The sequence below is a fragment of the Paenibacillus plantiphilus genome (genome assembly GCF_927798095.1).
GTDB lineage: Bacteria > Bacillota > Bacilli > Paenibacillales > Paenibacillaceae > Paenibacillus_Z > Paenibacillus_Z plantiphilus.
The window spans coordinates 152,008-168,049 of the sequence record NZ_CAKMMF010000005.1; the positions used below are offsets into that span (position 1 = coordinate 152,008).

Annotated in this window: 13 protein-coding genes; 11 read left to right on the top strand and 2 right to left on the bottom strand. The window is 48.7% G+C overall.

Translation table 11 applies throughout. From position 1 onward, the window contains the following. Complete coding sequence (gene ant(6), locus L6H65_RS06055; protein ID WP_236339603.1) at positions 1-837, bottom strand: aminoglycoside 6-adenylyltransferase; 837 nt, start codon at positions 835-837, stop codon at positions 1-3. A 175-nt stretch (positions 838-1,012) separates the two neighbouring features. Here ant(6) and L6H65_RS06060 point away from each other — a divergent pair, with 175 nt between their 5' ends. Beyond that, entirely contained in the window at positions 1,013-1,216 is a 204-nt protein-coding gene (locus L6H65_RS06060) for a hypothetical protein (RefSeq protein ID WP_236339604.1), read from the top strand. Positions 1,217-1,394: 178 nt separating this feature from the next. After that, complete coding sequence (locus tag L6H65_RS06065) at positions 1,395-1,967, top strand: Crp/Fnr family transcriptional regulator (RefSeq protein ID WP_236339605.1); 573 nt, start codon at positions 1,395-1,397, stop codon at positions 1,965-1,967. Between the two features lie 158 nt (positions 1,968-2,125). Here L6H65_RS06065 and L6H65_RS06070 read toward each other — a convergent pair whose 3' ends face one another. Beyond that, on the bottom strand, positions 2,126-6,103 hold the full coding sequence (locus L6H65_RS06070) for an S-layer homology domain-containing protein (RefSeq protein ID WP_236339606.1): 3,978 nt from the start codon (positions 6,101-6,103) through the stop codon (positions 2,126-2,128). Between the two features lie 375 nt (positions 6,104-6,478). On the opposite strand from L6H65_RS06070, the gene L6H65_RS06075 reads away from it, so the two are divergent. From L6H65_RS06075 to L6H65_RS06115, 9 genes are all read left to right on the top strand, one after another. Beyond that, the gene (locus L6H65_RS06075) at positions 6,479-7,414 is read left to right on the top strand and encodes a PLP-dependent cysteine synthase family protein (protein WP_236339607.1); all 936 of its coding nucleotides are present in this window, start codon (positions 6,479-6,481) and stop codon (positions 7,412-7,414) included. Next, on the top strand, positions 7,411-7,842 hold the full coding sequence (locus L6H65_RS06080; protein WP_236339608.1) for a M67 family metallopeptidase: 432 nt from the start codon (positions 7,411-7,413) through the stop codon (positions 7,840-7,842). Before L6H65_RS06075 ends, L6H65_RS06080 begins: the two co-directional genes overlap by 4 nt. Then, positions 7,843-9,297: a molybdopterin-synthase adenylyltransferase MoeB gene (gene moeB, locus L6H65_RS06085; protein WP_236339609.1), complete on the top strand. Its 1,455-nt coding sequence runs from the start codon at positions 7,843-7,845 to the stop codon at positions 9,295-9,297. Between the two features lie 50 nt (positions 9,298-9,347). Continuing rightward, on the top strand, positions 9,348-10,322 hold the full coding sequence (locus L6H65_RS06090; RefSeq protein WP_236339610.1) for a family 2A encapsulin nanocompartment shell protein: 975 nt from the start codon (positions 9,348-9,350) through the stop codon (positions 10,320-10,322). Beyond that, on the top strand, positions 10,309-11,934 hold the full coding sequence (locus L6H65_RS06095) for a family 2A encapsulin nanocompartment cargo protein cysteine desulfurase (RefSeq protein ID WP_307728304.1): 1,626 nt from the start codon (positions 10,309-10,311) through the stop codon (positions 11,932-11,934). The genes L6H65_RS06090 and L6H65_RS06095 overlap by 14 nt, the downstream gene beginning before the upstream one ends. Positions 11,935-11,961: 27 nt before the next feature. Then, complete coding sequence (locus tag L6H65_RS06100) at positions 11,962-12,906, top strand: serine O-acetyltransferase (RefSeq protein WP_236339611.1); 945 nt, start codon at positions 11,962-11,964, stop codon at positions 12,904-12,906. A 295-nt stretch (positions 12,907-13,201) separates the two neighbouring features. Beyond that, positions 13,202-13,861 (top strand): hypothetical protein, encoded by a 660-nt coding sequence (locus L6H65_RS06105; RefSeq protein WP_236339612.1) that lies wholly within the window; start codon positions 13,202-13,204, stop codon positions 13,859-13,861. A gap of 113 nt (positions 13,862-13,974) precedes the next feature. Further along, on the top strand, positions 13,975-14,781 hold the full coding sequence (locus tag L6H65_RS06110; RefSeq protein WP_236339613.1) for an AAA family ATPase: 807 nt from the start codon (positions 13,975-13,977) through the stop codon (positions 14,779-14,781). 266 nt (positions 14,782-15,047) lie between these two features. Then, positions 15,048-16,034: an ABC transporter substrate-binding protein gene (locus tag L6H65_RS06115; RefSeq protein WP_236339614.1), complete on the top strand. Its 987-nt coding sequence runs from the start codon at positions 15,048-15,050 to the stop codon at positions 16,032-16,034. The last annotated feature ends 8 nt before the right edge of the window (positions 16,035-16,042 follow it).

Consider the following 16,042-nt stretch of genomic DNA (forward strand, 5'->3'; position numbering starts at 1 on the left):
TTATTTCACTGAATGATAAATAGGATCAACATACTTGGTGATGGATTCATCATAATCTGGATAGTCATATCCAAGACTGTCTGCCACGGCTTTGGAATATTTTCTAAACAACGCATAACAGGTAAACAAAGACTGCCACATGCTTGAATAGCTGCTCTCAGAATAAGTGGACAGCAATAATTCCCAATCTTCCTTTGGAAGGCAACGATCAATAAACTTATAGTTTTTCCCCACGCTAAAGGAATAGCCTTGCTCGGATCCAATTTGCCAAGACATCATTCTTAACAAATTGGGTCTAGCAATCTCGTTCAAATGGTCAATTGCAAAAAGAATCTCTTTTCTCGCCAGTCCCTTTACTACGTAAGTTGAAACCATCCAGAATTCATTGCAGCAATCATCAAATTCTCGCGCAGTCGGCTTTTTGATCCAATATTGACGGTCATTTGCTGTCACTTCATTTTGGACGAGGCCATCTTTATCCAGCAATAATTCTACTAAACCATCGCTATTCGTGAAATATTCTTCTGCTTCGTCTATCGGAATCAGTGTCAGGTCTAGTTTATTGCCGTCTTCAAATAGAATGATATATGAGAACCAATTGCCTAATTCTGATGGAAAAAGCTCCATATCTTCAGGTTTTTGCATCATAGCGCGATTCCCGAAACGATTCAGCCATTGATCATTTCCCTTGAAAGAATCAATATCGGTCACAAAATAAGAAACATCAAAATCCTGGAATGCATCAACGGGAATGTTCCGGTTTGTGCGTGACCCTTCCAGTGTTGCCAATCGAATTCTAGTATCATTCATAGCGAAATCCACAAGCATCTTCATCATTTCTTGTTGATGAATAGGTAGCCCTCCCGACTGTTCTTGTTGTATACCAACAACCCGAATTTTGAACCCAAGGTTACATGATTTAGTATACCATTTTACAGATGGATTCCGGTATTGCTACGCTGCCTCTATCCGTAGTAAGTTTGGATAAACAATCCAACGCGAGGTGAGAAGAATGAGCACAACATTCGAAGTCTATCCAACCGTAACGGAAGTACCGACTCTGGGGAATCTGTTGAAAGTAGCCAATCAGAAGCTGCATGATTTTCTACAGCTATGTCATGAGCTGTCCGCAGCTATTGAGCGCCACGATATAGATTTCTGGGTCAACCCCTTATGTATTGAAGATGGAGAGGCCATTAGGAAGCAGATTACATAGCAGGCTTGAGCAATGGGTTCAGAAGAGGGGGAATCTAGATATACATGAACCTACGAATTACCAAAGGAGCTGTCCGGGAATAAAAATGTGCTATTGTTAGTCGTATAGGTTAACAAATGCCTGCGCTCATTAATGGTTTCCAATAATGTGGAGAGGCCAATGGGGTGAAATTAAAGTCGTGCCTAACGATTCCTTGCTTGCGGCGCTTCAGCGCTATGCGGTCATTCCTGAGGAGGAATGGCTTTATTTCCTAAGCCAGATCAGCTGGAAAAGCATTCAGAAGGGACAATATGTATTGCATAGCGGACAATCCTGCGAGCAGATCTATTATTGCGAGCATGGATTATTTCGCATGTTTTATGAGAATGAAGACGGTACTGAGCATATTAAAAGCTTCGTGACGGAAGAGCAGTTCTTCACAGACTACAGATCGTTCCTCACCAATACGCCCAGCTTCCTGTCCATACAGGCTCTGGAGGGCTCCCGCTATGCCTTATTCTCCAAACAGACGGTCGAACAGTTATATGAGCGGCATATTTGCTGGGAGAGGTTCGGCAGACGGTTGGCCGAAAGCCTGTTCATCCGCAAGTCGAAGAAAGAGCGGGAGCTCGTCGAGTTGTCGGCGGAAGAGCGGTATCGCCTTTTTTTGCAGCAGCATTCGGGTCTGGAAAGCCGTATTCCACAATATCAAATCGCCGCTTTCCTCGCCATATCCCCCGTGTCGTTAAGCAGAATTCGCAATAAGCAATAGAGTCTAGTCTCCATACGGTAAAAACGAGTATAGTGAATATGAGGCAACTTATCACCATTTGTTTTGATCGAAAATAGGAAAGGGACTGCTCATCAGAATTGCTTATGAGCGAGTCCCTTTATATGAACTGTCAAATGCCAAGAACGAACTGGTTTCGCTTACCTGTTATTGTATACCCTGTACAAAATCATGGCTGCTTCCGCTCTGGAGGCTGTATTGAACGGATGAATCTGTCCATCATCTCCATTGATGACTCCTGCTTCAATTAGGGCAGCAACGTCTGCGCCCGCATAGCCGGATACCTGCTGTCCATCCTTGAACGCAAGAAGCACCTCTTGTGTTCCTGTCTCAAGCTTGCTGGCAATCCTCATGGCTCTGGCGGTCATGACCATAACATCCTGACGGGTAATGTGTTGATTAGGGTTGAAGTTCCCTTTCTCATCCCCTTTAACGATACCCAGATCTTTCGCGATTGCGACCGTTTCGTAATAATATGCTTCCTTGCTTACATCCGGGAACGTTCCCGAGGCTTTATCCTTCAGATCCAATGCAGCGACCAGAAGCTTCACGAAATCGGCTCTTGTTACGGCAGCTGCTGGATCAAACGCCGCCTCCGACCTGCCGTTAACAATTCCTTTGGATGCCATAACCTCAATGGCATGTTTTGCCCAAGGGAACGCCCCGAGATCAGCAAAGGTTTTTGGGGCATACGCTGCAGCATAATAGCTGAAATGCGTTATTGTAAACGCAATTTCCCCGGTTGAGGCATTATATATGGCATTGGTTACAGGAATGATCGCATTCGTGGAATCAATGTACCATACGGTAATTTTTTCTTTGTTCTGTAGTTCTTCCGCCGTAGGTGCGTACTTGAACGATACTGTAACAGGAGCCTGAATGTTGCTCCATTCGATTTGTTTGTTTCCTGCATAAGCATGAAGTTCAATTACCGGACGACCGCTGATTTGGCTAGCTACTTTCGAATCGAGGCGGCTTGGATCCACTTTCGCAACGGAAATGGAAACAGAGTCGGTTTGAACGTTCATTCCATCAAACATATTGCTTGGCAATTGCAGCTTGGCAAATTCGGTATCGATTTCAATCACCGTATCTTCTTTGCTGGACGAAAGTAATGGAGCAGGAAAGGTTTGGCGATACTGTGTTGTTCCCTCTACAGGCTCTATTGTCAGAGCGATTTTCTTCCGTCCTTGCTCTTGCACTGCAGCCGCCAAAGCGGTGTCTATCGTCTTCTGATCAATGATCGATTCAGCTACTCCGGTTTCTTTGTTCAATATCGGTGTTACAGATTTAGTTCCCGGCGTAGCGGGAGTCGTTGGTGCAGGTGTAGGTGTAGGTGTAGGTGTTGGTGTTGACGTGCTGCTGTTTGCTATTGCTGTAAAGGATTTCGTTTCCGTCATGCTCCAGGTCGCGCCTTCATCAGCCGAGAAGCGCATCACATACGTCCAGCTTCCTGTCTTGTTCGGCGCAAAGGTTCCCTTATACTGGTCTTTTTTGTCCATATCCGTGTCTCCGCTATAGACCGCATCGACCCAAGTGTAGTCCGCGCTGCCTGCGGCCTTGTAGCCCAGCTGCGCTTTCACGCCAGCTCCCTGACCTTTACCTAAGGTTACTCCTGTTACACTTACTTCTGCGGAGGCATTCACCGCAGTGTTGATTAGTGTGTTGTTCGAGATCTGTGTCAGGCCGCCTGCTTCATCCACGATTCCAACCGGAGTTCCTACAGCAGTAAACGACTTGGGTGCTGTCATCGTCCAGGTGTCCCCGGCATCACCGGAAAATCTCATTGCATATTGCCAGATGCCTGCCTTGCCTGGTTTAAATGCCGCTGAATATTTATCGTTATTTCCCGCATCTTCGGAATAGCTCGCATCAATCCATGTATATTCCGCGCTGCCTTCGAGCTTGTACCCCAGTTGCGCGCGCACATGTACGCCGCGTCCTTTAAATTGAGTGGAATCTTTGGCGTTAACCTCAGCATAAACTGCCTCTGTAACGGAATGCTGTCCCAGATCAAACCCGTCAGCCAGCTGTGCTAAATTACCTGTCCAGTCAATAGGCAGCTTTGGAAGCTCCGCTTGCGGCATCTCTGTACCTGCTTTATCAATCACATATTCATCATATAATGTCCCGTCTAAACCGATCATCTTGATGTTCAAACGGTCTTTGTCTACTTGTACAGCCACGTAGTTGGGCTGTTCGAGCATATTATTATAGTACGCATCCCATACCATCTTGCGCGTATCGTAGTAATTCTTGTTCCCAGTGCGGCCCACAATATAATAGACAGTGCCTTCGTTCGTGCTGTTTACAAAATTGTTATTATGAATCGGATACGTTCTTGTCATCGTATGGTCATGAGCCGTGAACACCACATTCACATGGTGCTTGTCGATAATCGGTTGAAAGGCTTGTTTGACCGGCTCCGCATCAGTGGTTCTTCCGTCTCTGCTGAAATAGGAAGCCTTATGATACATAACGACCTTCCAAGGCTTGTCTGTCATGGACAGATCTTTATCCAACCATGCCTTTTGTTCCTCCAGAATATCTCCCGTTGGCGCTTGCTGCTGCTGATTCTCATTCGCTTCACGCTGCTGGGAATTCAGCATGACAAAATGGACATCCCCGTAATCGAATGAATATACGGTTCCCTTCAACCGATCGGGCCCGTTTGCGGGAACCTTGAACAGGTCTGTAAATCCGCCGGCTTGCCCGTTATTGCCGTAGCCCAAATAATACTCATGATTTCCTGTGGTAGGCATGCTCGGCAGCTTGTCCACCACGCCCTCCGAAGCCTCAAACCATTTATGCCAGTGTTCAAAGGTATCATTTTCTACAATATCGCCAGCATTCAGGAGGAATTTTGCTTCAGGATAATCTGTTATAGCCTTCTTTGCGACTTCTCCCCAGATAGCGTAATCCGGCTCTTCCTGTCTGCCGCTTTGGCTGTCACCCATCACAAAAAACGTAAATGGTTCCGTTTGCTCCGCTTCCGTAGTAAAGCTGTAGGTATCGCTCCAATTCGTTCCGTCTCCAACCCGGTAAATATACGTTTCCCCAGGCTCCAGGCCGATTAACGTAGCTGAGAAAACATGGGCTTGCGAATATTCACCTGCTTTTCCATTCTGCTGCGACTTGAATAGCTCTTGCGCTGCATGAACAGTAAGGGCTTGCGCAGGGAAGGCCGCTTCCTCTGCTTTCTTTGCATACAGCACCTGACTATTGGTAATCGAAGTTTCTGTTTTCCATGTAATCGTTTGAGTATGCTTCGGGTCTTGAGTCCAGCTTAATGTGATATGGTAGGGCTTGTCTAAATCCTCTGCTTGGATGACTTTAAACAACTTAGGTCCCAAAATCTTATTATCCCAGGTTGCGCGATCATCCAGAGAAAACCGCATCGCATATTGCCACTGTCCGGGCTTGTCTGGTGTAAAGCTGCCTTTGTAACGGTCATAGGATCCTGCGTCTTCAGCATACTCCGCATCCACCCATGTATAATCCGTTTCGGATTCATGTTTATATCCTAGCTGAGCAGCCATTGCGTTCCCTTTGCCTGATTCATCGGTAATGCCCGAAACAAGGACATCCCCATATACCGCATTGGTCACCTGATTTACAGAATGCCAGCCAACGAGGTCCGTCAACTGTACCACATTATCGACAGTTGCGGCCGGTATTTCAGACGCATCAACAACGTTCAGCGACTCAACTTTGGTGTTGGACCAAGTTGCTCCGTTATCTCCGGAGACGCGCATCGTATAATTCCATTTCCCCAACTGATCCGGAGTAAATCGCCCTCGATAAGTATCGTTATTCCCAACATCTCCATAGTAGCTTATCGTCTTCCAGGTGTAATCTGTGCCGGTTTCATGCTTGTAGCCCAGCTCGACCAGCAGTGACGCTCCTTGGCCTGGTTTATCAGTTACGCCATCAATCCATACCTCTGCTTGAATATTGCTAGTCTGCAGATCCTTCCCCTGAGGGGCCGATAATTTCGTTAAATTTCCCGTCCATCCGATCGTTACAGAACTGCCAGTCGCAGCATATCCAGTCACCGGCAGCAGCATATTCAACAGCATGACTACCAATAACAACTTGCACCACAGCTTCTCTCTCATGTCATCCTCCTAGTATTTCTATCATCCGTCTCTCTCTATTTATAGACAATCTTGAGTATAGTAGGGAAATATAATGGGGTTGTTTGGTGAATGTAAAGATTATGTGGATAGGGCCATCTCATAAATGACTACTATCCCCCTCTGATTTCTTTAAATTTACAGAAAAACAAGGATGTGTTATGTTAGGTTACAGATTAATTTGGCATGGGAAAAATGAATAAAATTGCCTACTGGATAAACCAATGGCCTCGAAACTTATTACGCTTTTGCGTAATAGGTAATCGAGGTTTTTTTATTGGATTTTTCTTGACGTCAGATTGATAACATATTAATGTATTATTATTCCTATTAGATTACTTGGTTTTAAGGGAAGAGGTGATTTTCGTCTCACTATCCAATCAAATCTTGCAGTTTATTGGTAACACCCCCATTATCCGACTGACCCGACTGGAGCTTGCCCTTCAGCGTCCCGATGTCCAGCTGTACGCGAAAGCGGAGCATTTGAACCCTAGCGGGTCGGTCAAGGACCGCGCTGCGCGGGCGATGATATTGGCAGGCATCGCCTCTGGCCGCTTGGAGCCGGGAAAATCGATCATCGACGGAACGAGCGGCAATACCGGAATTGCTTATGCCATGATTGGAGCAGCGCTTGGTTACAAGGTAACCTTGTGTTTACCCCGCAACGCCAATCGGGAACGCAAGCAAATCTTGCAGGCTTATGGCTCAACAATTATTGAAACCGATCCCCTGCTCAGTTCGGACGGCGCGCAGCTAGCCGCCAAGCAAATTGCTGAGGATCATCCTGCCCTTTATTTTTACCCCGATCAATACAATAACGAAGAGAACTGGCGCGCCCACTATACGACGACAGGGGTAGAAATCTGGGAGCAGACGAACGCTCAGGTCACTCATTTCGTTGCCGGTATGGGCACCTCCGGCACGTTCGTCGGCACGGCAAGGCGTCTTAAGGAATTCAATCCAGCCATTCAAGCAGTAGCCATGCAGCCCGACTCTCCGATGCACGGATTAGAAGGAATGAAGCATATGGAGACCACGTTAAGACCAGGGATCTATGATGCATCTGTCGCTGACAGGATCGTCGAGGTGGGGACGGAAGAGGCGCAAGCGATGGCACTGCAGCTTGCTCGCGAGGAAGGGCTGTTCGTCGGCATTAGTGCAGGGGCCAATGTACGTGCCGCCATGCTTACGGCTGCCACCGCTCCACCGGGGTCGGTCATTGTGACCATTTTGTGCGACAGCGGCTTGCGGTATTTAAGTGAGGATCTCTGGACAAAGGAGACGGACGTGTGATTATTTTAACACCTGACCAGATTCAAATGATTAGGCAGCATAGCGAACAGGATTATCCTAACGAATGTTGCGGTGTTGTGCTCGGGATCTTCGGGGAGGATGGAGCGAAACGTGCGGAACGCTTGCTTCCAATTAACAATGCACGCGAAGAAGAAGCCCGTTATAATCGCTTCCTGATTACGTCCGAGGATCTCATGCGCAGTGAGCTGCAGGCACGTCGGTTGGGGCTGGACATTGTCGGATTCTACCACTCGCATCCCGATCACCCGGCGCAGCCATCTACATTTGATCTGGAACATGCCTGGCCGACATACTCCTATCTGATCGTAGCGGTTGCGGGAGGCGTATCTGCCGAGCTCACTTCCTGGGAGCTTAAGAGCGACCGAAGCGCATTCGATCAGGAGTCGATTAAAGAGGAGGAAGCATAAATGTCGGTCATTATTCTCATACCGAACGCACTACGGGCTTTTACAGAGGGGCTAAGCCAGGTTGAAGCTGAAGCGAACACCGTTGAAGCTGCTCTCACTGCGCTAACCACACAGTACGAGGATTTGCAGCGCCATCTCTTTACCGATGATGGACGCCTTCGCAGTTACGTTAATGTCTATGTCAACGAAGACGATATTCGTCAACGGGAGGGCATGCAAACGCTACTGTCTGAAGGCGATACGGTTATGCTTGTTCCATCAATCGCGGGAGGTTCCAGTGCCTTGAGGGCACAGATCCCCCCCGAAGAATTGCCCGAGCTGACCAAGTCGGAGAAGACGCGTTATAGTCGACATCTGATCTTGCCTGAAGTAGGTGAGGAGGGACAACGCAGGTTGAAAAACAGCCGCGTCCTCCTCATTGGAACAGGCGGCCTCGGTGCCCCGCTTGCCATGTACCTTGCGGCTGCGGGCGTTGGCACGCTGGGTATTGTAGATTTCGACTATGTCGATGAGACCAATCTTCAGCGCCAGATTATCCACGGCAGCAGAGATATTGGAAGACCGAAAATTGCCTCGGCCAAAGACCGAATCAAGAGCATCAATCCCAACGTGAACGTGATCGCTTACGAAGAGAAGCTAACGAGCACTAATGCGCTTTCCATTCTGAAAGACTACGATGTCGTTGCGGATGGCACGGACAACTTTCAAACCCGCTATCTGGTCAACGATGCCTGCGTGTTGTTGGGAAAGCCCGCTGTCTACGGCTCGGTATTCCGATTTGAAGGGCAAGCCAGTGTCTTCCATGCGGCAGAGGGTGCCTGCTATCGCTGCCTATACCCGGAACCGCCTCCGGCGGGGCTAGTGCCTAGCTGTTCGGAAGGCGGCATTCTAGGCGTGCTGCCTGGTATTATTGGAACCATTCAAGCGAACGAGACGATTAAGCTGTTGCTTGGCAAGGGTGACTCACTAGTCAATCGACTGCTCCTGTTCGACGCCCTGAAGATGAAATTTCGTGAGCTTAAGCTTAACAAGGACCCCCATTGTCCGATCTGCAGCGCGAACGCTACGCAACAAGAGTTGATTGATTACGAAGAGTTCTGTGGCTTGAAACGGCCGGTCGAGGAAGTTGTACCGATTCCCCATATTACCGCCAAGGATCTACATGCCCGATTAGAGCAAGGAGATGATCTTCAGATCATTGACATTCGGGAGCCACACGAACTTGCACTAGGCAAACTGCCGGGCACTCGGGCCATTCCATTCGGGCAGCTCGTGCGCCGCAAGGCGGAGCTAGACCCCGCGAAGGATACCATCGTGGTCTGCAAGATTGGCGAGCGCAGTTTGCTTGCCATTCGAGCGCTGCTTGACGCAGGCTATACAGGCCGTGTGATGAATTTGCAAGACGGCATCAACGGCTGGGCCAGCACAGTCGATGACAGCATCGCCCGTTATTAACACTCGTCCTTAACTTTTTATATTCTGATTCATATTTTGGAGGTATAACCATGTCCAATCAAGCCAATTCAACGGTCATATCCAATCAAGCCAATCCGACGGTAGCCGCTCTTAGCGCCTCGGCAGCCTATCCATTAGCTAACGTTACGAAGACAGCGCCCCAGTTTGAAGCCATCACGCCTCGCTGGCTAACACGCCTGTTCGAATGGAAAGGGCTTGATACGGGTATCTACCGGCTTAACAAGGTGAAGGAAGGCGATTCACCGCTTGAGGTGCTATGCAGTTTGACTCATACGGAAGAGATTCCACAAAGCTTCGTTAATTACGAGGAAACACCACGGGAATATGTTCTTAACTCCATATCTACGGTAATTAACGTACAGACCCGCGTAGCGGACCTATATGGAAAGCCGTTTGACCAAGTGCAGGAGCAATTGCAGCTCGCGATTGAGAGCATTAAGGAGAAACAGGAAAGTCAGCTCATTAATAGTGATGACTATGGGCTGCTTAAGAATGCTTCTGATTCCCAACGTATCCAAACCCGCAATGGGCCTCCGACGCCAGACGATCTCGATGAGCTGATCTCGAAAGTATGGAAGGAGCCTTCCTACTTCCTGGCTCATCCTCGTGCAATTGCAGCTATTGGACGCGAGTGCACACGCCGAGGCGTTCCGCCACAAACGGTACAGCTATTCGGTTCCCACTTCCTGACGTGGCGGGGTATACCGATTATTCCAACAGACAAACTGTTCGTTGATGGACATAAGAATCCGAAGGGGCTTGGCGGTAAAACAAACATTTTGCTCGTTCGTACTGGAGAAAGCAAGCAAGGAGTCGTAGGCCTCTACCAAGCGGGCTTGCCTGGTGAGCAATCCAAAGGGTTGTCCGTGAGATTCCGTGGCATTGACAGCAATGGTGTCGGTTCCTACCTTTTGTCACTGTATTGCTCTGCAGCTATTCTAGCGGATGACGCGGTCGCTGTCCTCGAAGACGTAGATGTAGGTAACTACTATGACTATCAATAATTTTGCCGGTTCCGGGTTGCCCGATCCTTCTGTGCTTGCCGCGATCGCCAATCAGTTCTTCCCGGAATTCTCGACGCCTGCTGTGCCAGTAGTTCCAAGTGCTTCTAGCGTTTCTTCAACAGCGTCTGCAGGAACGGGAACGGCTGCAAGCTATTCGCCATCCCTACAGAGCGAGATTGTGCCCGTGCATGCAGCTCTATATGAACAGGATTTCCTTCGAGCTGCGGCTGGATTATCGGAAGGATATGCTTCCTCCACGGAAACCGACTCCTTTGGAGGATATACTTCCTATACGGAAACCGACTCCTTTGGAGGAAATACTTCCTATACGGAAACCGACTCCTTTAGAGGATATACGCCGGTTATTGTTACGGAACCTGCATCTTCGTTGCCCGTGCCGGGCAGGTTCGATATCCATGCCATTCGTCGCGATTTTCCGATTTTGTCCGAGAAGATAAACGGCAAGCCGCTCATCTGGCTGGACAATGCTGCTACCACGCATAAACCAAGGCATGTCATTGACCGAATCAGCTATTACTACGAACATGAAAATTCGAACATTCATCGTGCCGCTCACGAGCTTGCAGCACGTTCGACCGATGCTTATGAAGGTGCGCGGGAGAAGGTGGCGCGGTTCTTGAATGCTCCTTCTCCACAACAAATCGTCTTCGTTCGCGGAGCGACAGAGGCGATTAACCTGGTGGCCAACAGCTATGCCAGACATAACGTAAAACCTGGCGACGAGATTCTTATTACATGGCTGGAGCATCACGCCAACATTGTTCCTTGGCAGATGATCTGCAACGAAACGGGAGCCAAGCTTCGTGTCGCTCCCGTAGATGAGGATGGCCAAATCATTCTTAGCGAGTTTGCAAAACTGCTTAGCAAGCGTACGAAACTAGTCTCCCTGACGCAAGTCTCCAACGCGCTGGGTACGATCACGCCTGTGGCAGAGATGGTGCATCTCGCGCATCAATATGGAGCCAAGGTGCTGGTCGACGGTGCTCAAGCGGTCTCGCATCTTAAGGTAGACGTGCAGGCCTTGGATTGTGACTTCTATGTGTTCTCGGGACACAAGGTATTCGGCCCTACCGGCATAGGTGCATTGTACGGCAAAGCGGAAGTGCTCGAAACGATGAAGCCTTATCAAGGTGGAGGAAACATGATCGTTGACGTTACGTTTGAGAAAACGATTATTCACCCTGCTCCTAACCGGTTTGAGGCGGGTACAGGCAACATCGCGGATGCGGTCGGACTCGGCGCTGCGATCGATTACGTCACGACCATTGGCATAGAAGCCATTCATCAATACGAACACTACTTGCTTGAATACGGCACCGAAGCGCTTTCCAAGGTACCTGGTCTGCGATTCATCGGTACGGCGAAGAACAAGGCCAGTGTCATGTCCTTTACACTGCAGGGATTCACGACCGAGCAGGTTGGCCAAGCGCTAAGCGCCGAAGGTATTGCGGTTCGTTCCGGTCACCACTGCGCACAGCCTATTCTCCGCCGCTTCGGTGTAGAGCACACGGTTCGGCCGTCGCTTGCGTTCTACAACACGTGCGAAGAGTTGGACAAGCTAGCTGAGGTTATCTTGAAACTCAAATCATAGACAAGCCATACCAAAGGAGCTGATGCATTGAGCTTCACTTTCCATTCTCAGCTGAACCAGCTTGTTGCGGATATGGCAACAAGCTACCGGGAGCATCCGATTACGGCGTCTTTCGATCCGGATTTATTGCCTAATCGCAATCGGATCATCGAGATTATTCACCTCGTGCGCGAGCTTGTGTTCCCTGGCTATTTCGGCAGACAAAATCTTCCTGACGCAACGATTGAATATCATATCGGTGATCTGCTTATTCAAATTCACGAGAAGCTCAGCGATCAAGTCGGCCGCGTGCTTCGTTATTCGGTCGGCAATGATCCTGCCTTTATGTATGACATTAACGATAAGACGGAAGCCATTGTCACCAAATTTTTAGGCCAACTGCCTAAACTTCGTGAGGTGCTTGCGACGGATATTCAGGCTGCATTCGAGGGCGACCCGGCTGCTAGCGACAAAAGTGAGATTGTGTTCTCCTACCCAGGTATCTTCGCAATCGGTATATACCGAATGGCGCATGAACTGCATCTGCTGGCCGTACCGCTCATTCCGCGCATCATGTCGGAGTATGCTCACAGTTTGACTGGCATCGACATTCACGCAGGTGCGCGTATTGGCCATTCGTTCTTCATCGACCATGGAACCGGCGTTGTTATTGGCGAGACGACGCTCATCGGCAACCGAGTCAAAATCTACCACGGCGTCACATTGGGCGCACTTTCCACTCGGGGTGGACAGTTGCTCAATGGCGTTAAGCGCCACCCGACGTTATTGGACGATGTAACGGTATACTCTGGCGCTTCCATTCTTGGCGGGGAGACGATCATCGGCAAGGAAGTTATCATAGGCAGCAATGTCTTCATCTCCAAGTCCGTGCCGGACGGAGCCCGTGTCACGGTCAAGAATCCCGAGCTGGTCATCCGCGGACGAGCCCCGCAAGAATTTAAACAAGAGCTTATCTTTGATTGGGTCATTTAATTTATTATTTAGCGCATCCCTTTTTCTATAAAGCACCAAGCGCATCTTATCCATGTGCATGGTGCTTTATTCATTCTCCGACATGCGCTCAACATTTTCCTTGCACGGCGGGGGTTCACCCCATCGCGTTAACAGCGAACCATATAGTAAAATACTAGGAGGTCGCCTTTTTCTGTTTATGTCAGATCACGGGGCGAGTAAAATAAGTTTCAAGGAGCTGTTCACTTACGGTGACATATCATCGGGATTTGAAGCCGAGGTTTACGTGGTCTGATTTCAGGAGGGAGAGTGAAATATGCTCAACTGGATAGAGGAGTTTAAGCCAATCAATGATAGAATGGAGCAGCCGCCTCTTAGGCGAGTTCATGTAAAGAAAGTCTCATTGGAAGCACCATCTTCCATGACTGAATTGGCGCGTTTTGTTTCTGCTGGCAGCGTTCTTCTCGCAGACAATATGATGAATGGCCTATCGGCGAAGGATGAAACGGCGCGGAATTTAATAATGAATGATATAGCGCCTCATTTTATAGATGTAAAGCTTGTATACGTCGAAGGTGAAGTTGAAGCTGTTAATATGCAGTATCTAAAAGAAGAATCAAAAAAACGATTTGATAGCACGAGTAATGGAGTCATTCAGGTGATCCATGACTTATACAGAACGAGAGATATGAGTGTGTGGAAGTCCGAGCATAGAAGAGAACTCCTCCGATTTGCTGTGAAAATCAACGAGCTGGACACGTATGACATCCCCCATACAGAAGATATAAAAGAGTTTCTTAAGAGGGGATACTTCGATTTGGGCGAGGAGGTTTGCCTTATACCGACAGGCTGGACACTTGATGAGGAATTGAAGGAGTCGATAACGCTGCGGTTCTTTGCAACCTTCACTCCATGTATCGCTTTATTTGTTGATTCGAGTAATGGGCAAGTTGTGATGCTGCAGCTTTCCCGATGAATCCCCTTTTCAAAAGGTCAAATCTTTGGTATTGTTAATAGTAAATATTACGATTTTTAATTTGTGCATGGATAATTGACCTTGAAAGTCGGCAGAAGGAGCTGCAATAAACAGTGAGCAAAAACAAAAATAATAACCGAACTCTTCCCCGGGCCAAGGGGATGGACATGGCAGCCGTATATCTCCCTCATGAGTGTGAGAGAAAGGTGAAGAGAATCGTGCTGCATCCGACAAACCGGCAAATTGTCGATGAGTTCATCGTCATTCTGGACAAGAGGGATGACTTTATAGCACATGATGTGCCTATTCCGAATAAGGTGGTCATGTTTGGCCCTCCGGGGACGGGGAAGACATTAACCGCATTCTATCTCGCGCATCGCCTTCAGCTTCCGCTGGTCCTTGTAAGGCTCGATACGATTATACATAGTCATCTGGGGGAGACGGCGAGCAATATCCGCAAGCTGTTCGAATTCGCGAGATTAACGCCATGCGTCTTGTTTCTGGATGAATTCGATGCGGTCGCCAGAACCCGTGATAACAATGACGAGGTGAAGGAGATGTCGCGGGTTGTTAATACACTGCTGCAATGCCTTGATGAGTTCGAGGGGGACAGCGTCTTTGTAGCCGCAACCAATCTGGAAGAGGAGCTGGATCATGCTGTATGGCGCAGGTTCGATACGAGGATGACTTACGCGAACCCGGATGATGCCAGCAGAAACGAATATCTGAGACTGCTGCTGCAGGATTTCGCGTGTAAAGAAGGAACTGATCTGCAGGCTGCGAGCCTGTTTCAGGGATGCAGCTTCGCGGATATGGAGCAGATTGTGCTGAAGGCGAAGCGCAAAGCAATCATTGCAGGCACGCCGCTCTCATTGGAGCAGCTGCAAGGTTCATTCCTCGAATATAAGCCAAGGAGTTAACGTGTGTGCTTCGCAGCTGTGTGACTTCCCTGAGAATGATTTCTTCATGAACTGCATCTAGGAGGATTTTTTTATAAGTAATAATAGTAATTTTTACAATTAAAATGACGGCCTCTCTTCCTTCTATATCGGACATAACCGATCCTTCTGTCTGTTGATGCAGAGCTGCGGGGAACTGCTTAAATCCCCGGAAGCTGAGTAAGGGTCGCCATACATGGGTTTATTGAGAATGAACAATTGAATAATTCAACTGAGGAGTTGCACACATGAGAAGGATGAAGAGAAAAGGAATTCTATTATTGCTGTCCGCGTTATTGCTGCTGGCTGGCTGCGGAAGTGAGACGGAGAGCGGCAATAACAATACTGAGCCAGCTGCGGATTTCACACCGCTAACTGTTGCAGACGCAACGGGAGTTGAGCTTCAATTCACCAAACCCGTAGAGAGAGTTGCCTGTGTGGTCTCGCTTTGCATCGATGTGCTGGCCGAGCTTGGCCTTGAGCCGGTAGCGATAGGAGAAAGCGGAGTGAGGACGATTGCTTCGGAACCGGAATTCTATGGCGAGAAGGGAAAGTCGTTCACATCGATCGGCGGCAGCTTCTTTGAACCGAATCTTGAAGATATCGTAATAGTTAAGCCGGAGCTCGTGATTGGCCTGAAGGGAGCTCATGACACGCTTCGGGATGGCTTGACGGGCGTATCTCCGATTTATCTTGCGTCTCCCAATAGCTATACAGAATCGATCGCCTTCCTGGAGACGATGGGCAAGCTGACTGGCCGAGTGAAGGAAGCGGAGGAGGCAAAGAACAATTTCCTCGACAAGCTTGCAGAAGCGAAGGAGAAGTCACCTAAGGATAAGAAAGCGCTCATCATGTTCGGCTCCGATGTGAACTTCAGTATCGTTACGGACACCGCGCTTGGCGGCACGGTGCTGAAGGAGGTTGCCGACTATCCGTGGAAAGTGACGGATCCTGCTGCTGACCCGTATGGTGAGGGGGGAATCGCTTATTCGCTGGAGAAGGTGTTGGAGCAGAATCCGGAGGTGCTGTTTGTAGAAAGTTATTCTTACAGTCCGGGAACCAAGCCGCTATCCGAGCAGATGGCAGCCTCTCCATTATGGAGCAAGCTAAAGGCTGTTCAAGATGGTCAGGTTTATGAGGTGCGTTCCCCAATATGGGGAGATGGCAGAGGAACAAGATCACTCAGCATTCTCCTGGAAGAGTCTATGCGAATCCTTTATCCCGAGAAGTTCTAGGAGGTCGA

What these genes read in the sequence shown, in the direction of transcription:
- L6H65_RS06060 (WP_236339604.1), top strand. Translation starts at nt 1,013, where the DNA reads ATGAGCACAACATTCGAAGTCTATCCAACCGTAACGGAAGTACCGACT.
- L6H65_RS06070 (WP_236339606.1), bottom strand. Translation starts at nt 6,103, where the DNA reads ATGAGAGAGAAGCTGTGGTGCAAGTTGTTATTGGTAGTCATGCTGTTG.
- moeB (WP_236339609.1), top strand. Translation starts at nt 7,843, where the DNA reads ATGTCGGTCATTATTCTCATACCGAACGCACTACGGGCTTTTACAGAG.
- L6H65_RS06090 (WP_236339610.1), top strand. Translation starts at nt 9,348, where the DNA reads ATGTCCAATCAAGCCAATTCAACGGTCATATCCAATCAAGCCAATCCG.
- L6H65_RS06095 (WP_307728304.1), top strand. Translation starts at nt 10,309, where the DNA reads ATGACTATCAATAATTTTGCCGGTTCCGGGTTGCCCGATCCTTCTGTG.
- L6H65_RS06105 (WP_236339612.1), top strand. Translation starts at nt 13,202, where the DNA reads ATGCTCAACTGGATAGAGGAGTTTAAGCCAATCAATGATAGAATGGAG.
- L6H65_RS06115 (WP_236339614.1), top strand. Translation starts at nt 15,048, where the DNA reads ATGAGAAGGATGAAGAGAAAAGGAATTCTATTATTGCTGTCCGCGTTA.